Raw genomic sequence first — 22,486 nt, forward strand, 5'->3', positions numbered from 1 at the left:
GGAAAGAATTTTGCGAATTCAGATATTAGTAGCAGCAATGAACCAGAAGGATCATAACTTACTGAAAAAGTTAAATATTCGCTCAGATGTGATCGTAGGGAATCAATGTGGGTATGATTCAGTGGAACATTTTGAATATAACGGAAAGGCAGCTACATATCTTAATTTTAATGAGAAAGGTGTTGGGTTAAATAGAAATAATACATTGATGCGAGCAGATGGAGATATTTGTTTGTTTTCAGATGATGATATGGTCTATATGAATGACTATGTAGAAAAAGTAGAAAATGCGTTTCTGCATTACCCTAATGCAGATGTGATTATTTTTAATTTGTTTGAGAAGAATCCAACTAGATATGTGATAAAGAAACCTATGAAAGTTGGATATTTTAATTTTTTGCGTTATGGAACTGCACGAGTGGCAGTAAAACTTAAAAGTATTCGGGAGAACGGAATATATTTTAACCAATGCTTTGGAGGCGGAACAGAACATTGTCATGGAGAAGATAATTTGTTTTTAGCAGAATGCTTGAAAAAAGGCTTGAAAATTTATGCGGTTCCGGATTTTATTGCATCATTGACGGAAGAACGGGAATCAAGTTGGAATATTGGATACGGAGAAAAATATTTGATTGATCAAGGTATTTTGTATAAAACAATGAGCAGGAGATGGTATAAAATTTTATGTTTGCAGGATGCGATAAGGCATAGAAAAACATATGATGTGAGATGGTGGACAGCATATCACATGATGGTGGAAAAGTAGTTAATAAGTAACAAAGTATGTTGATTATTAATATAATAAGAGGCGGGTGAAATAAAATTAAAAGTTTGAAAATACATAAAAAACTAATAATATGCAGCGTTGTATTTTTGCTTTTGACACGTATATTTAATTATGCGATATTTGATCAATTTGCATTATTGAAATTAGTATATGCACGTAGTTCTCAATTTGTCGCACTTACCGTTTGTTTTCTATATGTTTTCCATTATAAAAAAATATCACTAAGTATTATTTGGGGTTTTATATATACCGTTGTTTTGTTTATTGCTACTATATTAGGGAGTGGTAATTATTATAGTATTATTCAACGGATTTATCCACTTGTAAGTTTTTTAATGTTTATAGAAATTCAAATAAAATGTGGATGTGCACGAATTTTAATGAAAGCAATTGCAAATGTATGTTTCGTGTTGACGCTTGTGGAATTTATGCTGTTACCATTATCGGAATTATATTGGGGAGAGTATATATATTTTCTTTCTGGCCGAAATCAAATGTACATTGTTTTTGCAATAGGATTGCTTTCCATCTGCTTTTATTATGGTGTACACGATATACGCTATAAACTGTATCTGGGAATGTCAATTATATGCATATTATATGGAGAATCAAGTAGTAATTTGTTAGCTATAACATTTTTTGTTTTGCTTGCCATTGTTGGTTTTGAAAGAAAATGTTTAAGAAAAATATTGAGTGTAGCTGTTTTGGTGCTGTATCCCTTGCTAAATATGGGGATTGTGATTTTTAGAATTCATGAGCATTTTGCTTTTTTTATAGAAACCATTTTGCATAAAAATATTACTTTGACTTCGAGAACATATATTTGGGATACTGCGCTAGAACTAATTAAACAATCTCCATTTTGGGGATATGGAATTGCTGTAACTAGTAATGTATTTCATGTAATAGCAGATCGAATCGATGCACCTGATATCGATGCGTGGTATTCTGGACACAATCAGTATATTCAAATGTTATATGAAAGTGGCTTGGTTTCATTATTGTTGTTGATATTTTTAATTACGTACGGAGTAAAAAAATTAAATAGGTTTATGTCAAATGTAGATGCTTCTTTGACATTAACTATTATTTTTTCGTTACTCATTGTGATGGTGGCAGAAGCGCCTGGGTGGGATAGCATTTTTATTGTACTATTCTTAAGTCATCTTCAAATTAGTTGTTATGAAGAGCGGAGGTTGAATTGTAAATATGCAGATACAACCTAAAATATCTATAATTGTTCCGGTATATAAAGTTGAACCATATTTAGGTACTTGCCTAGAGTCTGTTTTGTCACAGACATATCAGAATCTAGAAATTATTTTAGTTGACGACGGTTCACCGGATCAGTGTGGAACTATTTGTGATCAATATGCCTTAAAAGATAATCGGATTCGAGTTATTCATCAAGAAAACCAAGGCCTTTCTGGAGCGAGAAATTCAGGTATTGATTTGGTAACAGGAGAATATATTACCTTTATTGATAGCGATGATTTTATTGATATTTGTATGATAGAATTAATGGTTGAGCAGTTGGATGATATGACAGATATTGTTGCTTGTGGAACGGTTTACTGTGATGAGAGCGGACAAAAATTGTCGGAAGAGAAAAATTCTCAACTAGCTATATTTGAGTTTAAAGAGCAAATGGTTCAGTTTTTTAAAAATAAAAATTACACGACTACAGCATGGGGAAAGTTGTACTCCAGAAAATTATTTGAGAGTATTCGTTATCCGGTTGGAAAATATCATGAAGATGTTTTTACAACATATCAATTGGTTGCACTATCAAGAAGAACGGTTTTGTTGAACCGTTCTTTTTATTGGTATCGACAGGTTGCATCCAGTATCATACATCAAAGTTTTTCACTAAAGCATTTGGATAGCATAGAAGCATCTCTGCAACGGTATGAGTTTATGAAATCATATGATTTACAATTAAGCAAAATTGCAGAGGGGAGTATTGTATATAGTTGTTGTCGCTGTATGGAAAAAATGGTACAGGCGGATTATTATGACGAAATTACGGAGCAATACATATGTAATATGATTCGTAAGCATTTATTTTCATTTTTATGTTTTTCACGAAATTCTTTGAAAACAAAGGGGTTTGCGTGTATGAATGCACTTAGTTCAGAAATAGTGCGTTCTGTATATAAATTATTGTTTGTGAGGTGAGAAAAGATTGAGTATACCTAAAGTTATTCATTATTGCTGGTTTGGAGGCAATCCGCTTCCGCCGCTTGCACAGAAATGTATTGCCAGTTGGAAAGAATATTGCCCGGATTATGAAATCATAGAATGGAATGAAACGAATTTTGATTTGAATTTTAATGCCTATGTTCAGGAAGCGTATCAGGCGCAAAAATGGGCGTTTATTACAGATGTTGTACGTCTGTATGTATTGTGTCATTATGGTGGAATTTATATGGATACAGATGTTGAAGTTTTGAAATCATTGGATCCAATTTTATCCTATAATGGTGTGTCGGGATTTGAGTCCGAAACTCAAATCCCGACAGGCCTCATGGCCTGTCGGGCTGGTCATCCGTTATTTCAGGAGTTACTGAATGATTATGAAAATGATCACTTTGTGAAAGCGGACGGGAGCTTTGATTTAACGACAAATGTAACGAGAATCACAAATACCTTATTAAAATATGGCTTGGTACAAAATAATACCAAGCAAACGGTAGCAGATTTTACATTGTTTCCCAGTGACTATTTTTGTCCCAAAGATCCAGTTACGAAAAAGCTGCATTTAACGTCGAATACTTATACGATTCATCATTTTGATGGCTCTTGGATTCCGAAAAAAATAAAATATAAATATATGATTTTGAATAAGCTTGGGCCGAATATAAGCCAGTTGCTTGTTAAAATGAAAAGAGCGTTTCGAAAATATTGTTAAAAAGAGAGAGTATGTCTGTATGCCTTGTTCATTGAAAATATCTGTGATTGTTCCCGTTCATAACTCTGCGACAACAATAGATAGGTGTATAAAAAGCATAGTAGATCAGCCATATAAAAATTTTGAGTGCATTTTGATTGAAAATGGATCAAGTGACGATTCGAAAGAAATCTGTCAAAAATATGTTGAAGCATATGAATGCGTAAAATTTGCAGTGAGTCCGAAGATAGGTGTTTCTGCAGCCCGTAATTTAGGATTATTAATGGCAACAGGGGATATTATTGGTTTTTGTGATGCGGATGATTTTTTAGAACCGAATTCAATGCAAAAAGTCCTTTCGGCTTTTTTAGATAACCCCGATATTATTGGCGTTTTGAGCGCTTTTTATGTAGGGAGAGAGAACCAAAGCGGTATACAAAAAGAGTATAAAGGGTTGAAAAAAGAACGGCTGACAATAGAAGATGCTATTATGCGAACCCTAGGTGACAATAGTACGATGGGAAGTGTGTGGAATAGGTATTACCGGGCAGATGTGGCTCAAAAAATATCCTTTGATACAATGCTATCTTACTGTGAAGATACTCATTATAATATAAAGCTTTTATCAAATATACAAGATGCAGAATTGGCATATGTTCAGGAACCTCTTTATTGCTATATGTTGAATGATAGAAGTGTAACGCATCAATTAGACAAATTATATGATGAAAATGGAGAGTTAAAATATATTACTGCATTGAAGAAGATTATGCAGGAGTGTAATCTTAATAAAAAGTGTTTGAGAATTGCAAAAATGAAGATTGTGATTCTTGCAATAGATTCTTTGTGGTGTGGGGGGGGGAATAATCAACAGAAAAACAACTTAAAGAACGAAATAAGACAAAATTTAAAGCATTTTTTATATAACATATATAGATTTGGTTTTGTTCGGAACATGAAAAGACTGATTAAACTTTTATTGGTTTGGACAAAATAATGTATCGATTTTACGAATGTTCTATTGTGTGGGGGAAGAATGAAAGTTATAAAACAACAAGTAAAGAAATTAATTGTGTGGGGATTAAGACGATATGTGAAGGTTGTTTACATGTTAGAAAAACGGGGGGGGGGAAAACGCAAATCGTTAAATATTGAAGATATTATCAAAAAAGCTGCTGATGCGGGATATGATTATAAATTTCCGTATGATTATTCGTCCAAAAAGCTTGTGGTTGATTCTTTTGTAGATTTATCTATTATTATACCGGTATATAAAGTTGAGGATTATTTAGATGAATGCATTTGCTCCGTTTTGAGACAGGCAACCAATTATAGTTATGAGGTTATTTTAGTGGATGATGGAAGTCCGGATAAATGCGGTATAATTTGCGATGGATATGCTTTGAAGAACGATAAAATTAAAGTGATCCATCAGAAAAATAGGGGCGTATCTTCTGCTCGAAATGCTGGTTTAGAGCAGGCAACTGGAAAATACATTACTTTTTTGGATGCAGATGATTTCTTAGAGCCAACATATATTCAACTCTTAATAGACAGGGCTTTGGAAACAGATGCAGATATGGTAAAGTGTAATTTTTATAAAGTGTATTCTGACGGGAAGAAGACGGTTGAGCATCGGTATGACAATATAAAGAAAGAATATCAGAATGGCTTGGGAGAGGATATGTTATATTTGGCATTTCCTTGGGGGAGCGTTTTTAAAAGAAAAATGTGGGTGTCTGTTCGTTTTCCAGAAGGATATAAACATGAAGATATGATGATGGCACATCTTATTTTCCATGAAGTTCGAGTTGGGGCGTATGTAGGGTTGCCGTTGTATAATTATAGGCAAGATAATGTAAATTCGTTAACGAAAGAGTATGGACGGAATATTGCTTTACCCAGACAATTAGATCAGGTATTTTTGGCATATGCTACATTGGAATTTATGTATCATGAGAATATGAAAGTTGATGCCAATATTTTAAAGGTAACTCTTAGAGAAATGGGGATGATGACTTTTTGTAGACTTAATAAAAGATATCATTTGGTTGCATTTCAATTAGCATCTTACACTCTTCATAGGCTTATAGATAAAATGCCGAAAGGTTACGAGAAGGAACTTACCCAGATAGAAATAATGTACATTTATTCATTTCAAAATGCCAGGTATGATATTTGGAAGGCATTGATTTGTATGGAATATTATGAAAATAGTTTAAAAAGTCGGTAGTGGAGAAATGTGATGGAACGTAAAGAACATGATAAGAGAAAAGTTATGTTGGTCTTTGGCACTCGCCCCGAAGCGATTAAAATGTGCCCATTGGTGAATGAACTAAAAACGAGAGAAAATCTTCAAACAGTTGTTTGTGTTACCGGACAACATCGCCAGATGTTGGATCAGGTATTAGAAACCTTCCAGGTGATACCGGATTATGATTTGTCCATTATGAAGGAACGTCAGACGCTGTTTGATGTGACAACGAATATTTTGAACCGATTTAAAGAGGTTTTAGAAATTGAAAAGCCAGATGTTGTACTTGTTCATGGAGATACTTCCACGACGTTTGTCACAGCATTGACTTGTTTTTATTTGCAGATTCCGGTGGGGCATGTAGAAGCGGGACTACGAACCTATAATATCTATTCTCCTTATCCGGAAGAATTTAACCGTCAGGCGGTTAGTATTATAGCATCTTATAATTTTGCCCCGACAGAATTGTCGAGACAAAATTTGATTCAAGAGGGAAAAAAGCCGGAATCTATTTATGTAACGGGAAATACGGCAATCGATGCATTGAAAACCACAGTTCGTAATGATTATCGACATGAGCAGCTTGATTGGGCAGAAGGAAGCAGACTTATTATGATCACAGCTCATCGTCGGGAAAATCTTGGTGAGCCGATGAAGCATATGTTCCGGGCCATTCGCAGGGTCTGCGATGAACATCCAGACGTAAAAGCCATTTATCCGATCCATATGAATCCAGTGGTACGTGAAACGGCCAATGCAATTTTGGGTGGGGATGAGCGAATCCGTATCATTGAACCCCTTGACGTACTTGACTTTCATAATTTCCTTGCTCATTCCTATATGATTTTGACAGATTCCGGTGGAATTCAGGAAGAAGCTCCATCTTTTGGAAAACCGGTACTTGTGATGCGAGATACCACAGAGCGTCCAGAAGGAATCGCAGCAGGAACATTGAAGCTTGTGGGAACGGAAGAAGAGACAATTTATTATGCATTTAAGCAACTGTTGGAAGACAAAGATGAGTATGAACGCATGAGCAAGGCCAGTAATCCCTATGGAGATGGTTTTGCATGTAAGAGAATTGCAGATATTTTAGATGAAAGGGGGACGGAAAAAGATAAATAAGGGATAATAATATGAAGACAAGAAATTCTTTTTATAATTCGTTGGCGGGCTTATTATATTACTTCATCACGATTTTACTGGGTATTGTGAATCGTAAGGCTGTCATAGCTTTTTTGGGAATTGAATATCAAGGCATCAATAGTTTGTTTGGTAACATACTGTCTATGCTTTCTATTGCGGAGCTTGGAATAGGTACAGCCATCATTTATCATTTGTACCGTCCGTTATCAGAGGGAAACTTACAAGCCGTTAAATCGCTTATGAATTTTTATCGGAAATGTTATTATGCGATTGCAATGGCAGTTTTGATATTCGGATTATTAGTAATACCATTTTTGAATATGTTTATTCAGGGATATACTCTTTTGTATCCTTTATGGTTTTTGTATATCTGGTTTTTGGCAGATGTAGTATTATCGTATCTGTTTACATTCAAACGTTCTATTTTAATTGCGGATCAAAAGAATTATTTAGTGCTGTTGTGTGATTTACTATACCAGTTTTTTTCAAAAATTGGCCAGATTGTTGTACTTTTCTGCACACGAGATTTTATTTGCTATCTTGCTGTGATGGTGATAAGTCGATTGGCTGAGAATTTCTTAATTAATGGATTGGCTAATCGTAAGTATCCATTTTTGAAGGGAAATGATTCGATTTCGCTGGAAAAAGAAATACTTGACGATATAAAACAAAAGGTAAAGGGTGCTGTTTTCCATAAAATAGGTGGTTTTATTGTTTTGGGGACCGATAATATTCTGATTTCGAAGTTTTTTGGATTAATGACAGTTGGAATTTATTCAAATTATTCTCTAATCATCAATTCAATTAAGAATATTTGTAATCAAATTATGTCGGCAACTACAGCGAGCGTTGGTCACATGTTGGCAGAGCATAATGAAGAAAAAAGTCGTAGTATTTTCAAAGAAATGCAAATACTCAACGTATTTATTCATCATTGTGCCGGAGTTGGTATATACTGTGTGGCGACGCCCTTGGTGTCACTTTTGTTTGGCAAAGAATATATTGTTTCGGAATTCACCTTGTTTGTGTTAGCCTGTAATTTTTTTATTCAGGGAATGCGATGTGTTTTTGGGATTTTTAAGGATGCGGCAGGCATATTATACGAGGATCGTTTTATTCCGCTTATTGAATCAGCTGTAAATATTGCTGCTTCTATTATCTTGTTGAAGCGATATGGCTTAGCTGGAATTTTTATGGGGACGATTCTTAGTTCTATGATTCTTTTTGGCTATACGTATCCGTTTTTGGTGGTTAAAAGAGTATTGAAGGGGAATGTAAAAGTATATTTTTGCGAACAAATATGGTTAGTTGTGTTGAATTTGGGAAGTTTAGTGAGTGCAAAATGGATGTGCGGCTTAGCAGTAATGGAGAGTTTGATGTTGCAGATTCTTTGGAATTGTGTAATTTCAGTTGTGGTAGCATTCCTGATTTATTTTTTAGGATATGCGATTTGGAAAAAGGAAACAAAACTTTTGCTCTATAAACTTAAAAGTTTATTGTGTGATTTATTGAATATTTGAAAATAGAACTAGTAATTATAGTCTGTATCACTAATTGTCAGCGGTTTTATTGCTTTGTCTGCGATTCTCTTATTTTTTGCGAGATTGCTTTTGACTACTATGGTGGAAAAGAACAGGCAGGATTTTGAATTTCGTCCTCAGATGATTCGGGAGTGGAAGAATGGAATTTGAGTTTTTGTTTCCTAAGTTTATGAAACTCTTTTCATATATTAGTTGAATGTTCTGTGAAAAACTGTTAGAATCATCTTAGATGATTATTATGGAACAGGCTATTGTAAAGCAATTGGATAAGAATTTAAAATGTAGCGAAAGTATTATAAAGAATGAAAAGATTTTATTAAAGATTTATTCTACCAAGGGATCGATTAGATGTCCGGATTGTGAACAGAAATCTACCAAGGTTCATTCCGGATACCAACGAGAGTTTTAGGATATTCCAATACAAGAAAAAGCAGAAGGAAAAAGATACATATGGGAAAAAAATATTGTTAACAATTGTAAATATCCTAATAATTGGGTTGCCATTTTACTTTATTTGGGGAATTAAGTTTTATTTCTTAGTAGTCCTATTTCAGCTAATCTTAATCGGAGTATCGTTTTGGAATGGGAGATTTTCTTGTATTACGCTTTGTTTTTGCAGGCAATCCTCTTCCCAATAACGCCGAGATTAAAATTGCAATAGATAATTATATAAAGCATATATATTTTAAAAAAAATGGGAAATATCCTTATAAGGCAAAAATTGTATGGGTTGATAGTGAGTTGCCATTTTTTGTTCCTGTTAGTAGGAGGGCTTTTGTAGTATCAGTTGCTTTACAGGATTCTATAATTGATTTTGGAGAAGTGTTTTTGTTGCGTAACTTTCCAGAAAATTCTTATAATCAAGCTATATTATATTCCAGGAAATGTTTACTGTTGACTTTTATAGGTTATAAAATTAGTTTGCGATTTTTAGAACTATGGGCAGTATTTTTTTGATCGCTTTGAAAACTATTATGTCTCTTGTAATGCTCATTGTGACAGGCGCATTATTTGGGTCTTTCCAAGAAATTTTAAATGCGTTGGCATGGGGGGCTTCTTTGGAAAAATAATTAACATCGGAAATAATATGCTTAGTTATATTCAAGACAGATTAGTTGAAATGATGGTCAGAGAAACTGTTTGTAGAAATATAGAGTCCGTAAGTAGAGAATTATTGATTAAGTAAAAAATAGCCAACTGATGGTCCCCATAACGCTGGGGCGAGTGGAGTGCGGAAATTTTTTAGCGAGGGGATATTCTTATAATACGTCGAAATCTATTTTCCCTAAATGCGTAAAAACAAGCCTATTTTGTTAAACTTTCTTTTTATGCATAATTCCAAAACTGAAGCATAATCAACATGTCACCATTCCCCCCTAATGATCATTGGTGGTACAGGCTCATTCGGCAATGCAGTCCTGGTCCTGGGGGACACTAACTCCTGTTTATCGGTCATCGGTGCCAAGCGGCTCCACATTCCCATCTTCCACATGGAGGCGGGAAACCGGTGCAAGGACGAGTGCCTGCCAGAGGAGACCAACCGCAGGATCGTGGACATTATTTCGGACGTGAACATGGCGTATTCCGAGCATGCCCGCCGGTACCTGGCGGACTGCGGCCTCCCGAAGGAGCGGACGTATGTGACCGGCTCTCCCATGGCGGAGGTCCTAAATAATAATCTGGCAGAGATCGAAGCCTCGGATATCCATGAACGGCTGAAGCTGGAAAAGGGCAGATATATCCTTCTTTCCGCCCACCGGGAGGAGAACATCGACACGGAGAAAAATTTCACCTCGCTATTTACAGCCATCAACAGGATGGCGGAAAAGTATGACATGCCGGTGCTCTACTCCTGTCACCCCAGGTCCAGAAAGCGCCTGGAGGCGTCCGGCTTTGCCCTGGATCCCCGGGTGATCCGCCATGAGCCCCTGGGCTTCCATGATTATAACTGTTTACAGATGAACGCCTTCTGTGTGGTTTCCGACTCTGGGACGCTGCCGGAGGAATCCTCATTCTTTACCTCCATCGGCCATCCGTTCCCTGCGGTGTGCATCCGCACCTCCACAGAGCGCCCAGAGGCGCTGGACAAAGCGTGCTTTATCCTGGCCGGGATCGATGAAAAGAGTCTCTTACAGGCCGTGGATACGGCAGTGACTATGAACCAGAATGGAGATCATGGGATCCCTGTGCCGGATTACGTGGAGGAAAACGTATCCGCCAAGGTGGTAAAGATCATCCAGTCCTATACAGGCGTGGTGGATAAAATGGTGTGGAGGAAGTTCTAATCCTTTTTCTGGTCAAAAATAGTTTTCTCTTGCGTCCCAATGCCTGTTTTTATATAATAGGGATTGTAGCATCATTTCTCAAAGGAGGGCGAAAATATGGGAACTATACTTGAAGATGTTTTTCTTGGGACCGCAGAAAAATACAATCAGAAATTGGAAATGCTTGCCCGGATGGCCCAGCCGGAAAAGTGGACATACAAAAGAATTCAGGATAAAGATCCATACCGTATCTTGAGAAATTACATACAGTATACGTACAACCGCTTAGACGAGGAAGGGAAGATCATTTCCTCAGCGGACGGAAAATACAGGTGCATGAATACAGGTCTTCTGACGGTTTATAACCAGGAAATTGTTGCAATTTTTGCTGTCAATGAAATGTCTGGAAAACAGCCGTGGTTTTTCAATGGCTTTTTTAAGGAGACGGATAAGTTTTTTACAACGAACTTTTCTGAGCTTCCTCCATTGGCTGATTACTGCAACAATGTTAAGGATCTGATCTATGATAATACGCTTGAATTAAATATGAGAAAAGAGCATATTATCGATGATAACTTTGACCGTTTTATTGAAGCTGGTTACAGCAGCAAAGAGCTGATCAATGTGCTTCTGGATGCAGCAAAAGTGACTTTGGAAAAGAAGCTGAAGAGGAATTTTAAGCTGGCTCTGCCTTTTTATTACCATAACACAGAAACTGGTGAAAATAAGATCCAGCTTCTGGCTCCTTTATATTTTCCAGGTGCACCGGTTAAACTGGCTCTTGTATTAAATAAGATAAAAAGCAGCGCCAAGGAATACTATGAGGGCGTCACAGTTCTTCCTGTTGAGTGGGCGTATATGAATTCCCGCCTTATTGTAAAGCCAGATGAAGAATGGGCAAAGATCATGGACGAAATTACCTCTGCCGATGAGGCGGAATCGATCCGGGAAGCGGTTGACATGGCTGAATAGATATGATAGTATTAAGCCATCCATTACAATTAATTATTACAACTACCTTTTAAAATCTTTTTACAACCAAAACTTACAACTACCATCTTATGGGGAGACGATTTTTCGTCTCCCTAATTCATTGCAGGCAGATCTGCTTATAAATCACAGGAGACGATAAATGAATATATTAGTCACAGGCTCCAGCGGTTTCGTTGGACGGAACCTGGTGGAGAATTTAAAGAATATCCGGGATGGAAAGGACCACACACGGCCCGGCATAAAAATAGATGCGATCTATGAGTATGATGTCCAGAACACCCGGGAGGAACTGGACATGTTCTGCGCTTCGGCTGATTTTGTATTTAATCTGGCCGGAGTCAACCGCCCCAAGGACCAGACGGAATTTATGGAGGGAAATTTTGGCTTTGCATCGGAGCTTCTTGACGCACTCCGGAGCCATGGAAATACGGCTCCGGTGATGCTGGCCTCCTCGATCCAGGCCACGCTCTCAGGCCGCTTCGGAGACAGTGAGTACGGCCGGTCCAAGAAGGCCGGGGAGGAGCTGTTCTTCCGGTATGCGGAGGAAACGGGAGCGAAGGTACTGGTCTACCGGTTCCCGAATCTCTTTGGAAAATGGTGCCGCCCCAATTACAACAGCGCTGTGGCCACCTTCTGCCACAATATGGCCAACGGCCTGCCGATCCATGTCAACGATCCGTCCACAGAGCTGGAGCTGCTTTATATTGACGATCTGGTGAACGAGCTGCTGGACGCCCTGGAGGGCCATGAGCACCGCTGCGGGTTCGACGGTGTGACCACAATATTTAAGGAGCAGGGAGCATACTGCGCGGCCCCTGTCTCCCATCATGTGACCCTGGGGGAGATCGTGGAGCTTTTAGAGAAGTTTACGTCCCAGCCGTCCACGCTCTTGATGCCAGAGATTCCGGCTGGAAGCTTTGCAAAGAAGCTGTATTCCACTTATCTTTCCTATCTTCCGGTGGAAAAGACCATCTTTCCGCTGAAAATGAACGTCGACGACCGCGGCAGCTTCACGGAGCTTTTAAAAACCCCGGGCTGCGGTCAGTTTTCCGTCAACATCAGTAAGCCCGGGATCACTAAGGGCCAGCACTGGCATAATTCCAAGTGGGAGTTTTTTATGGTGGTTTCCGGCCATGGCCTGATCCAGGAAAGGAAGATCGGCACGGACGAGATCCGGGAATTTGAGGTATCCGGGGAGCAGATCCAGGCCGTTCACATGCTGCCTGGCTATACCCACAACATCATCAACCTGTCCCAGACTGACGATCTGGTGACGGTCATGTGGGCCAACGAGGCCTTCGATCCGGAGCATCCGGATACATTTTACGAGGCTGTATAACTGAAGAGGGGAAGTATTTCCGGCGGGAATGGAATCCTTAAATGGGTCTGTTCCCGCCTTTCTGTATTCTATTCCACTTCGTCCCCCATCCCCTGGATCAGCGCCTTGATCGTCGTCTCATCCCGCTCCAGTTCGTCCGCGATCTGAGGGATGGATTTTCCCTTCCGGAGCTTGGTTCGGATGAGGCTTTTTATCTCATCCTCACGTCCTTCGTTATTCCCTTCCTTCCGCGCCTCGGAGGCGATGGCCTTCCGCATCAGCGCCAATTCGCGCTCTTCATCATACTCAAATATACTCACTGCGATCACCTCCACTCTGTTTTGGGAGAGGAAGTCCGAAAGGATCCCCTCTCGGATGCATTCTGTGACAGCCCGGTGTACTGCCGCCCCGACCGTCATAGTCTTTGCATGGAGCCGCACCCGTTCCACAAAGAGCATATACTCTTTTAAGGTCTGGCAGAAAAGCCACATCGTTTTTCATGTTCATGTACACGGCGTTTTCCAGGGTCACCACAGTCAGGTCCTCCGGGGAGCTGCAGGACGTTCCATTTACCGCATTGTAAAGGCTTAAAAGCCTGTTCCTGTCCCGGAACAGAAGCCGGAACAGAGTATCCTTGTAGTCGCGCCGGGGCTTGGGGAGCCGTGCCGGATCCTGGGCATGGTCGTTCATAAGATTCATTTGTCCTCCTTTCGCAGGAGAACGGAAAATCTCCTGCTTTTCATATTACAATTTGGGAAAAGCATAGATCTTCTGAAATGAATAAGAATCTCCAGACGGCCGGACCGGCCGGGAAAATAAGAAATATATGCTTTACGCCAGTGTAGCATATCTGGAATGGCAGCGCAAGGGCGTACGGGATAAAATCACACGAATTTCCGCCATTTTCATCTTGGCCGGAAGAGCCATTCCGCCTTGCATTCATCCAGGGATGATGATAAAATTAAGGACGGACTAAAAACAAAAGAGCATTGGGAGGAACATGAGCATGGAAATGGAACAGCGTCTGCGGGACATCTGCCGCAGCTTTCGGATCCAGGGAAGCTATGTGGAATCTGAGCTGATTCCTGTGGGAAATGTGAATAAGACGTACAAGGTTACATACAGACGAGAGGAAGGCACACTAAAGTCGTACATTGTCCAGCAGGTCAACACATTTGTATTCAGAAAGCCCGAGCAGGTCATGCACAATATCGACCTGGTTACGGAGCATATCCGGGCAAAAAGCACCGAGGGGATCCCTCTCCACTTTCACCATACTGCCGACCGGAAAACGTATATTTTCGCAGACGACGGCTTCTGGCGGCTGTATAATTATATCCCGTCTGTGACGTATAACACATGCGAAAACACAGAGGTGCTCCAGCATGCCGGAGAAGCCTTTGGCCGTTTCCAGAAAAATCTGGCGGATTTTAATGCAGAACAGCTTTATGAAACGATCCCCAATTTCCACAACACGCCGGAACGGCTGAGGACGCTGTTTGAGGACGCAGAAAAAGATCCTCTGGGCCTGGCCGGGTCTGTGAGGGAGGAGCTTTCTTATATCCGGTCCGTCAGCAGCCAGGCCTGTGAAATGGCCCGGATGCAGAGGGACGGCCGTCTCCCCATCCGGGTGACCCACAACGATACGAAGATCAACAATGTCCTTTTCGACCGGAACACCAACCGGGCTCTGACCATCATTGATCTGGATACGGTGATGCCCGGTCTTGTGGGCCATGATTTCGGCGACGCCATCCGGTTCGGCGCTAATTATGTGGCGGAGGACTCCAGGGAGTACGAAAAGGCTGGCTGCAGCATGGAGCTGTTCTCTGCCTTTACCAGAGGCTTTCTTTCCCAGACCCGAGATACCTTGACAACAGACGAGATCCGGACGCTGCCGCTCAGCGTGTTCACCCTGGCTGTGGAGCTGGCTTCCCGGTTCCTGGATGATTACCTTCTGGGAAACGTGTATTTCCGGACGGAATATCCGGAGCATAACCTGGTGCGGACCCGGTGCCAGTTAAACATGGCCAGGGATGTAATGAAAAAGATGGGGGAAATGGAACGGATCATCAAAAAGTGCGTACAGGGATAGAGCTTAGGCCACAGAAAGAACCGGCATATCTCTACGAAAATTGAATTGGAATGGTTTGAAAGGGACAGGATCTGTGAAAATGGGTTCTGTCCTTTTTGATTCATATGAAAGTTTTCTTTATTTTATTGACTTTTCTCGAATCTTTCTTTAAACTCATATTATATGGCAACATTAGACAAAAAAATCGAATGCAGAGGAAGGTCTATGAATATTCTGAAAAATCTGCTGTTTCTTTGGGATAACCGGTTTCAGACAGAGGAAAACCAGGGGATCATTTTAAGCGGAGCCTATAAAATATCCTATATCCAGTCCCGGAGTCGTCTGACGGTCCAGAAAAATACCGATTATCTGGAATCCTTCTGGGGCGGATCCATATGGGACCATGCATTGGACTGCTTTGCCATTGTCGGTGATAACGGGGCCGGGAAAACCAGACTCATGAATCTCATTCTGGATGATCTTCGGCGGTTTACAAATGGAGAAGAAACAGGATCATGCATCATGGTTTTTGAAGGAACCGATCACGAAGAACAGGAGCGGCTGTTTGTATTTTATAGCCAGGAACTTGAAAAACCGAAGATCGATGCAGAGCAGGAGCTGCTGTTTGAATATCTTCCAGCCAGCCCGGATCACCGGTCTGGCCGCGGCAGGACTTCTGAAAAAGCAGCTCTAAAAAATATGAAAACGGCATATTTCCATCACTCGCTCAGCTTTCATGATTTTGAAAACCTCAAAAAGTGCAGCTATGACTTCTCTCTTGGAAATCTTCTGTCAGGCCATTCCCAAATAGATTATGAAATGCACTATAACGGCCTGGATAAAAACCCGATCCGGATCTATTATGACAGGGAACTTTATAAAATCGTTCATCTGCTCTGCAATTACCATCCGGAAGAAGCTCCAGAGCTGGAAATCCCCATTCCAAAGTACATTCAGATCGGTGCTGCCGATGTGAGTTATTTAGAAAAGTATATTTTTCAGGAACTGAAGAGGCATACGGCGTCCGGTCTTCCAGATGCTGACGAAAGACTGAAGCAGATGAAACGCATATTTCAAAAGCTTCCCGGGCTTTTCAGGCATTCCTGGAGCGCTTACATAGTAAGGGCTGTGCTTTTGGGCTGTATCAGGGAAGCATGCATCCCTTCCGTGGTCCCGTCTCCTGCCAGAGTGGATCTGGAACGCTTGGCAGATGCGTATCTTTTATCGGAGGACTGCGCAGAGCGGTACGGAATCTTCGGATATGCGAAAAAATTTCTGGAAGAACTGGAGTGGGCTTTGACGGGACATTCGTTCATTACTGTCCCTGTCATTTATCAGACCCGGGACTTCATCTCCTGGCTGGAAGAAAACGAGTCTGTGATCCGGAAGCTGGAAAATAAGGGAACACCGGAGCTTTCGATCATACCTGGGCAGGAAAGCCGGTTATTTATGGAAAAGCTCCTGTTCCATTATGAGGAGCTGAGCTATGCCTTTCCATTTTTAAGCTTTTCCTTTGGTACTTCCTCCGGGGAAAATGCCCTTCTGTCGCTTTGGGCGGATCTGTATGGGATATGGGAAGATTTAAAGAAGGGAAACAGCAGAACCGGCGGGCAGGCTTCAGACTGCAATACATTGCTCCTGATCCTTGATGAGGCTGATCTGTCGCTGCATCCCAGATGGCAGCGGATGTATATGAAATGGCTGACCGCTTTCTGCCGCAGGTACTTTCTTCCTATGATAAATATAAAGCTCATCATAACGACCCATTCGCCGGTCATATTGTCGGATTTTCCTCCTAACAGCGTCTGTTATTTAAGGAAGGACGAGGACGGACATATATCCTCACGGACCGGCGGCATCCAGACCTTTGGAAACCACATCCATACACTCTACATGGACTCATTCTTTCTGGATGAATGCGGGACCATGGGGGCGTTTGCCCAGGAAAAGCTTGGGACCATCGCGGAGCTGCTGCTGACACAGAGAAACGGCAATAATGAAATCCGTGATATAAAAACGGTCATTTCCTATGTTGGAGAGGGACTTTTAAGAGAAAAGCTGGAGCATGCCCTGGAAGAAAGCAATGAAGGAATAAACTACACCATGAAAAAAACGCGGCGGACTGACCCGGCGCTTTCCTCTGCCCTTCAGCGGCTGAAGGCGCAGCGGAGGGAGCTGGACCAGACGATCCGGGAACTGGAGGAGATGATCAATGATCCGGATATGGATTTCTAACAAAAACAGAGATCGGATCGAGCGCGAGTTTCTTGCAGACGCCAGGAATGCCCCCACAGGCCTTTTCCATACACTGGCTAAGGAAGAGGTGCGGAACCTCCTGGATGAGGCGTGTCCGGCGCTTTACCGCTGTCTGTATCATGATGACACAGAGCATACGGTCAATGAAGCAGAGGTACAGCGGCTGCTTCTGGCAGACCGTTCTGCCCTTCAGGATTATATCTGGCAGTCCGGGATTATCAGAAAGCGTAAAAAGAAGCTTTTATCTGAGGCTTTCCAGTATGAAAATCTTTCTAAGCGGAAGGTCTTAAACACGATCCTCCAGCTCATGGATGTGCCAGTATGCCCGTATTGCAACCGCCAGTATACATTCACACTGGCCAGCGGAAAATCCAGGCCCCAGATGGACCATTATTATCCCAGGGACCTCTATCCGTATCTGGCCGTCTCCCTGTATAATCTGGTTCCCTGCTGCGCGGTCTGCAATACGGCCAAAGGACCGCTGGACACTAGGGAATATCCGATCCTATACCCGTATGATGAGGGCTTCAGCTATGATATGGGCTTCCAGATCGTGGCGAAGGACAGCGACGACTGGGTGAACATCCTCCACGACGGTACAGGAGAGTTTTCACTGACGGTGGAAAAAAAGCGCCAGATACCGCTAAAAAAGGAAGCTGTGGTAAAGAATCAGATGGAAGTCCTCCATCTGGATGAGCATTATGACATGCATAAGGACTATATCCGCGATATTCTGAGGCGGCAGGCCATGTACACGCCTGAAAGGATCCATGATCTTTACAGACAATTTGCTCACCTGTTCCGCAGCAGAGAGGAGCTGAAGCAGGTCCTGAGCGGTACGGATACCGATGAAAGGGGATGGGGAAAGCGGACCCTTTCCAAGCTTACCTATGATATTGTGAAGCAGCTGGAAAATGGCCATATCCGGATCGAAAAGCCCGGAGAGGAGGAGGGAGGGGCGAAATAGTCTGGAGATCTGAGGCCCGGAGCTTGCCCGGTGGGCTGTTTATTCCATGGTCCGGCGTTTCCCAGAGATTTTATCCCGTACACCCTTGCACTGCCGTTTTAAGTGTGCTACACTGGCACAAAGCATATATTTCTTATTTTCCCGGCCGCTCCGGCCGTCTGGAGAGTCTTATTCATTTCAGAAGATCTATGCTTTTCCCTTATTAAAATTTGAAAAGCAGGAGATCTCCAGTTCTCCTGCGAAAGGAGGACAAATGAATCCTATGAACGACCTTGTCCAGGCTCCGGCACGGCTCCCCAAGCCCCGGCGTGACTACAAAGACACCTTGTTCCGGCTTTTGTTTCAGGACAGGGACCGGCTTTTAAGCCTTTACAACGCGGTAAATGGAACATCTTACGATTCCCCAGAGGAACTGACTGTGGTGACCCTGGAAAATGCCGTGTACATGAACATGAAAAACGATGTGGCTTTTCTGGTGAACTTCCAGCTGAACCTTTACGAGCACCAGTCCACCTGGAACCCCAACATGCCGCTCCGTAACCTGTTCTACGCGGCAAAGGAATATCAGGTTCTTACCCGGGACCAATCTCTTTACGCGCCCCAGCTGGTAAAGATCCCCACCCCAAATTTTGTGGTGTTCTACAATGGGGATAAGGAGATCGGCGATTCCTGTGTCCTGAAGATCTCCGATTCCTTTGAACATCCCACCGAGGACCCCGGGCTGGAGCTGAAGGTAAAGGTTTTAAAGATCGCACCCGGGAAGAACAAGGAGCTTCTGGACACCTGCCAGACCTTAAAAGAGTACATGCTCTTTGTGGAGCGGGTGAGGCTTCATGCGAAGACCATGGCGGTCCAGGAGGCGGTGCACCGGGCTGTCACAGAATGCATCCGGGAGGGGATCCTTTCGGATTTCCTCTCCAGGAACCGAGCGGAGGTGATCGCAGTGAGTATATTTGAGTATGATGAGGAGCGTGAACTGGCGCTGATGCGGAAGGCCATCGCCTCCGAGGCGCGGAAGGAAGGGATCGCAGAAGGACACGCGGAGGGCCATGCCGCTGGGCGTACTGAGGGACGCAGGGAAGGAATCCTGGAAGGACGCGAGGATGAGATAAAAAGCCTTATCCGCACTAAGCTTCAGAAAGGAAAGTCCATCTCCCAGATCGCAGATGAGCTGGAGAGGGATGAGGAGACGATTGAGAGAGTGATTCGGGGGATGGAGTGTGAGGTGAGGCAGGGATAAAACAGCCACAAGGTGGTTTCTGTGTGTGAATCGATGAGACTGCTTTGGAGACGTGGTTCGAGATATGAAGGCTTGGTAAAATGCGAAAGCCCCGGCTGATCAGCGAAGTTGTGTGCTAAAAGACTGCTGATTGTCCGGGGCTTTGGAGAGATAGAAAATTTTATTTTGCAAAATACTCTTTGATATTCTCGACAACGATAATAATATCCTTTTCTTCCATATACGGATGCATGGGCAAGGATAGAACGGTCTGGCACAGCATTTCTGTTACCGGACACTCTTGATATACAGTAAGATCCGCAAAAGCCCTCTGTTTATGCATGGGTTTGGGGTAGTATATCATGGTCGGTATTCCCTTTTCCTTTAAAAATGCCTGAAGACCATCACGAGTTTCCCGATTCTCCAACTGAATCGTATACTGTGCCCAACTGGATAAATAACCATCAGGTATTACAGGCGTTTTTACAATATCCTTTAACAGCTCTGTATATTTTTCCGCTACATGATTTACAGCATCCAGTTCATATTCACAAAAAGCCTTGAATTTTGGCAGAAGAATGGCGGCCTGAAGTGTATCAAGTCTGGAATTCCAGCCGATACGTACATTGTCATACTTAAACGAGCCTTTTCCATGCACACGGATGGATTCCAGATAGGCAGCTGTTTCATCATCATTGACAAAAATAGCTCCCCCATCCCCGTAACATCCTAACGGCTTCGCCGGGAAGAAAGAGGTGGTAGCCATATCTCCAAAAATCCCGGCCCGTTTCTTTCCGATCATACCACCAAATCCCTGAGCACTGTCCTCCAGAATCTTAAGGCCATACCGGTCCGCTATTTCCCGGATTCTCGGATAGTTTGCCGGTAAACCAAACAGATCTACGGTGATAATTACACGCGGAATCAGTCTCCCTTCTTCCAGGACAAGCTTAATCGCCTCTTCCAGCCGATCTGGATCCATATTAAAAGTATCTTTGTCCACATCAACAAAAACAGGGGTAGCCCCCTCAAAGGACACGGTCTCACCACTGGCAAAGAAGGTGAAATCTGGTACAAATGCAGCATCCCCCTCCTTAATATCCCAAGCCATGAGGGCCATGGAAAGGGCATCCGTGCCGTTACCACAGGTAATGCAGTGCTTTACGCCTGTATATTCTGCAAGCTGGGTTTCCAGTTCCTTTACCTGGGGGCCGCTGATGAAGGAGGCGGAGGTGATGACACTCTGAATTTGGGCGTCAATGGAGGGGCCTAGGGCTTCGTATTGTTTTTTTAGGTCGCGAAATTGCATGGTTGGTTCCTTTCTATCCCATATATAAAAAAATTAATAATTGCTCAGCTTTACAATAGAAGAATATATGTATTTAATATCCTTTTTTTTGTGAATTATAAAAAAAATAAGATATATTATATACATACTCCATCCCAATATACCACCAAGATAAAAATGAAATAGTACAAAACATATTGGAAATAGGAACTCCAACAAACAAAAAGTATCATAGAGATTCAATTTTTTTTCAATCTCTTTTTTGCATAGATAGCATCGATAAAGCAACAAAAAAAGAACAGAAAGTATTGTTGGTAAAAGATTTTTCAACCAAAAGCAGAATATAAACGTTAAAACCGCACTAATAATTGTAACTTTTATATTAATATTCATCATTATTCTTTCCATACGTAAAGCTTTCATATAAGTATTATTAAGTAAAGCCATTTCTGACTCATAAAAAAGAATTGGACATAATAACGCCATATACTCAATGCTTTTTTTATATGCGGGGATCCAGGATATAAGCAATTTAGAAAATGGAAAATAAAATATTAAAATCGTGAAAATAAATATTTGTAGTATAAGCCGTACATTGGAGTATAAAACACCAAGATCCTTTTCATTAGTATTTCTTAACATTGGATAGATAATAATTCCTATCATATTAATGAAGGTAATCATAATTTGAGCTAAAGTCAAACTTAGAGATATTTCTCCAAAAACAGCAATGCTCCAGTTATATTCAATCCCCCATCTAATAATACCAGTAATTAACATGCTTGCCATATTAGAAAATAATAATTTTATTCCAATATGAATATTATTGAAAACAGCTTTAATATCAAAATCAAAATCGGAAATTCTTCTAAAAGCTATATCACGGCAGAAAAATATCAAGACTAATAACGATATAGTTTTACCAATAATATCTCCAATTAGTAAAATTTTATAGCTATTTCCCAACACAAACAAACCATATAAGGCAAAAAATAGATATGTAATCCTATCTGCAAAAATAGATACTGAAAATTCTTTGATTCTTGAGGTTGCTTGAAGTATATATTGAAAAAAAAGTCTTATATTGCTAATGACAAGAGAAATCGCAAGACAACAAAATATGTACTTTCTATTATAATCATATTCAAATAAATAGCTTCCCAAAATAATAAAATATGCAAAAATGATCTGTAGTCCCGAAAGCAAAATCAGCTGTGAAAAGAGCTCTTTTCGATTTAGCTCTTCATACTTTTTTCCTCCTATCTGGAGGTATATTCCATCATTCCATCCAAGATGAAATACACCTATATATCCTTGATAAAACATAAACAATTGCCAAAATCCATAGTCCGTTATGCGTAATAACTTAGGGACGAATACTGTTAGAATTGCACTAACTAGCATGGAAAATATCTGTACAAACGTAACATATGATAATTTTTTTATAAATATAGATACTCCTTGATACAATTAAGCTTACTCCCAATAT

The 22,486-nt window shown here is 41.2% G+C and carries 19 protein-coding genes and 1 pseudogene; 16 read left to right on the forward strand and 4 right to left on the reverse strand.

Annotated elements, in window-relative coordinates:
- Positions 1–10: 10 nt before the first annotated feature.
- From ACI6NM_RS11670 to ACI6NM_RS11725, 12 genes and pseudogenes are all read left to right on the forward strand, one after another.
- A complete protein-coding gene (locus tag ACI6NM_RS11670; RefSeq protein WP_262426611.1) occupies positions 11–766 on the forward strand; it encodes a glycosyltransferase family 2 protein in 756 nt (251 codons plus the stop codon).
- Positions 767–831: 65 nt separating this feature from the next.
- Entirely contained in the window at positions 832–2,013 is a 1,182-nt protein-coding gene (locus ACI6NM_RS11675) for an O-antigen ligase family protein (protein ID WP_262426612.1), read from the forward strand.
- Complete coding sequence (locus tag ACI6NM_RS11680; RefSeq protein WP_158360043.1) at positions 1,997–2,965, forward strand: glycosyltransferase family 2 protein; 969 nt, start codon at positions 1,997–1,999, stop codon at positions 2,963–2,965. Before ACI6NM_RS11675 ends, ACI6NM_RS11680 begins: the two co-directional genes overlap by 17 nt.
- Positions 2,966–2,972: 7 nt before the next feature.
- Positions 2,973–3,698, forward strand: a complete 726-nt coding sequence (locus ACI6NM_RS11685; protein WP_262426613.1) for a glycosyltransferase family 32 protein — start codon at positions 2,973–2,975, stop codon at positions 3,696–3,698.
- Between the two features lie 19 nt (positions 3,699–3,717).
- Positions 3,718–4,674, forward strand: a complete 957-nt coding sequence (locus ACI6NM_RS11690) for a glycosyltransferase family 2 protein (protein WP_262426614.1) — start codon at positions 3,718–3,720, stop codon at positions 4,672–4,674.
- Positions 4,675–4,713: 39 nt separating this feature from the next.
- Positions 4,714–5,910 (forward strand): glycosyltransferase family 2 protein, encoded by a 1,197-nt coding sequence (locus ACI6NM_RS11695; RefSeq protein WP_262426615.1) that lies wholly within the window; start codon positions 4,714–4,716, stop codon positions 5,908–5,910.
- Between the two features lie 12 nt (positions 5,911–5,922).
- A complete protein-coding gene (wecB, locus tag ACI6NM_RS11700) occupies positions 5,923–7,056 on the forward strand; it encodes a non-hydrolyzing UDP-N-acetylglucosamine 2-epimerase (RefSeq protein ID WP_262426616.1) in 1,134 nt (377 codons plus the stop codon).
- Positions 7,057–7,067: 11 nt separating this feature from the next.
- Positions 7,068–8,597, forward strand: coding sequence for a lipopolysaccharide biosynthesis protein (locus ACI6NM_RS11705; RefSeq protein ID WP_262426617.1), 1,530 nt, complete (start codon positions 7,068–7,070; stop codon positions 8,595–8,597).
- Between the two features lie 603 nt (positions 8,598–9,200).
- A complete protein-coding gene (locus ACI6NM_RS11710; RefSeq protein WP_262426618.1) occupies positions 9,201–9,575 on the forward strand; it encodes a hypothetical protein in 375 nt (124 codons plus the stop codon).
- Positions 9,576–10,027: 452 nt separating this feature from the next.
- Positions 10,028–10,903: pseudogene (locus ACI6NM_RS11715) on the forward strand (UDP-N-acetyl glucosamine 2-epimerase); the annotation flags it as partial.
- 96 nt (positions 10,904–10,999) lie between these two features.
- Positions 11,000–11,854: a DUF3825 domain-containing protein gene (locus ACI6NM_RS11720; RefSeq protein WP_022272188.1), complete on the forward strand. Its 855-nt coding sequence runs from the start codon at positions 11,000–11,002 to the stop codon at positions 11,852–11,854.
- Between the two features lie 160 nt (positions 11,855–12,014).
- Positions 12,015–13,214, forward strand: a complete 1,200-nt coding sequence (locus ACI6NM_RS11725; protein WP_262426619.1) for a capsular polysaccharide biosynthesis protein CapF — start codon at positions 12,015–12,017, stop codon at positions 13,212–13,214.
- Positions 13,215–13,282: 68 nt separating this feature from the next.
- On the opposite strand, the gene ACI6NM_RS11730 is transcribed toward ACI6NM_RS11725, so the two are convergent.
- Both ACI6NM_RS11730 and ACI6NM_RS11735 read right to left on the reverse strand, forming a co-directional pair.
- Positions 13,283–13,513 carry a hypothetical protein gene (locus ACI6NM_RS11730; RefSeq protein WP_438500872.1) on the reverse strand — a complete coding sequence of 77 codons (231 nt, stop codon included), beginning with the start codon at positions 13,511–13,513 and terminating at the stop codon, positions 13,283–13,285.
- On the reverse strand, positions 13,500–13,892 hold the full coding sequence (locus tag ACI6NM_RS11735; RefSeq protein WP_438500873.1) for a hypothetical protein: 393 nt from the start codon (positions 13,890–13,892) through the stop codon (positions 13,500–13,502). The genes ACI6NM_RS11730 and ACI6NM_RS11735 overlap by 14 nt, the downstream gene beginning before the upstream one ends.
- A gap of 307 nt (positions 13,893–14,199) precedes the next feature.
- Between ACI6NM_RS11735 and ACI6NM_RS11740 the strand changes: the two genes are divergently transcribed.
- The 4 genes from ACI6NM_RS11740 (at position 14,200) to ACI6NM_RS11755 (ending at position 19,730) form a co-directional block, all read left to right on the forward strand.
- Complete coding sequence (locus ACI6NM_RS11740) at positions 14,200–15,288, forward strand: phosphotransferase enzyme family protein (RefSeq protein ID WP_262426621.1); 1,089 nt, start codon at positions 14,200–14,202, stop codon at positions 15,286–15,288.
- A 204-nt stretch (positions 15,289–15,492) separates the two neighbouring features.
- The gene (locus ACI6NM_RS11745) at positions 15,493–17,502 is read left to right on the forward strand and encodes an AAA family ATPase (RefSeq protein ID WP_262426622.1); all 2,010 of its coding nucleotides are present in this window, start codon (positions 15,493–15,495) and stop codon (positions 17,500–17,502) included.
- On the forward strand, positions 17,480–18,490 hold the full coding sequence (locus ACI6NM_RS11750; protein WP_262426623.1) for an HNH endonuclease family protein: 1,011 nt from the start codon (positions 17,480–17,482) through the stop codon (positions 18,488–18,490). The genes ACI6NM_RS11745 and ACI6NM_RS11750 overlap by 23 nt, the downstream gene beginning before the upstream one ends.
- Before the next feature lie 253 nt (positions 18,491–18,743).
- Entirely contained in the window at positions 18,744–19,730 is a 987-nt protein-coding gene (locus ACI6NM_RS11755; protein ID WP_438500874.1) for a hypothetical protein, read from the forward strand.
- Between the two features lie 160 nt (positions 19,731–19,890).
- On the opposite strand, the gene ACI6NM_RS11760 is transcribed toward ACI6NM_RS11755, so the two are convergent.
- Complete coding sequence (locus ACI6NM_RS11760) at positions 19,891–21,018, reverse strand: DegT/DnrJ/EryC1/StrS family aminotransferase (protein WP_262426625.1); 1,128 nt, start codon at positions 21,016–21,018, stop codon at positions 19,891–19,893.
- A gap of 33 nt (positions 21,019–21,051) precedes the next feature.
- Positions 21,052–22,467, reverse strand: a complete 1,416-nt coding sequence (locus ACI6NM_RS11765; protein ID WP_262426626.1) for an MATE family efflux transporter — start codon at positions 22,465–22,467, stop codon at positions 21,052–21,054.
- Positions 22,468–22,486: the final 19 nt, after the last annotated feature.

The sequence above is a fragment of the Pilosibacter sp. YYHA0881 genome (genome assembly GCF_051602715.1).
Lineage (GTDB): Bacteria > Bacillota > Clostridia > Lachnospirales > Lachnospiraceae > Alitiscatomonas > Alitiscatomonas aceti.

Coding starts and splice junctions, on each gene's coding strand:
- ACI6NM_RS11680 (WP_158360043.1), top strand. CDS start 1,997: ATGCAGATACAACCTAAAATATCTATAATTGTTCCGGTATATAAAGTT.
- ACI6NM_RS11690 (WP_262426614.1), top strand. CDS start 3,718: ATGCCTTGTTCATTGAAAATATCTGTGATTGTTCCCGTTCATAACTCT.
- ACI6NM_RS11695 (WP_262426615.1), top strand. CDS start 4,714: ATGAAAGTTATAAAACAACAAGTAAAGAAATTAATTGTGTGGGGATTA.
- wecB (WP_262426616.1), top strand. CDS start 5,923: ATGGAACGTAAAGAACATGATAAGAGAAAAGTTATGTTGGTCTTTGGC.
- ACI6NM_RS11705 (WP_262426617.1), top strand. CDS start 7,068: ATGAAGACAAGAAATTCTTTTTATAATTCGTTGGCGGGCTTATTATAT.
- ACI6NM_RS11710 (WP_262426618.1), top strand. CDS start 9,201: ATGGGAGATTTTCTTGTATTACGCTTTGTTTTTGCAGGCAATCCTCTT.
- ACI6NM_RS11720 (WP_022272188.1), top strand. CDS start 11,000: ATGGGAACTATACTTGAAGATGTTTTTCTTGGGACCGCAGAAAAATAC.
- ACI6NM_RS11725 (WP_262426619.1), top strand. CDS start 12,015: ATGAATATATTAGTCACAGGCTCCAGCGGTTTCGTTGGACGGAACCTG.
- ACI6NM_RS11735 (WP_438500873.1), bottom strand. CDS start 13,892: ATGAATCTTATGAACGACCATGCCCAGGATCCGGCACGGCTCCCCAAG.
- ACI6NM_RS11740 (WP_262426621.1), top strand. CDS start 14,200: ATGGAAATGGAACAGCGTCTGCGGGACATCTGCCGCAGCTTTCGGATC.
- ACI6NM_RS11745 (WP_262426622.1), top strand. CDS start 15,493: ATGAATATTCTGAAAAATCTGCTGTTTCTTTGGGATAACCGGTTTCAG.
- ACI6NM_RS11750 (WP_262426623.1), top strand. CDS start 17,480: ATGATCCGGATATGGATTTCTAACAAAAACAGAGATCGGATCGAGCGC.
- ACI6NM_RS11755 (WP_438500874.1), top strand. CDS start 18,744: ATGAATCCTATGAACGACCTTGTCCAGGCTCCGGCACGGCTCCCCAAG.
- ACI6NM_RS11760 (WP_262426625.1), bottom strand. CDS start 21,018: ATGCAATTTCGCGACCTAAAAAAACAATACGAAGCCCTAGGCCCCTCC.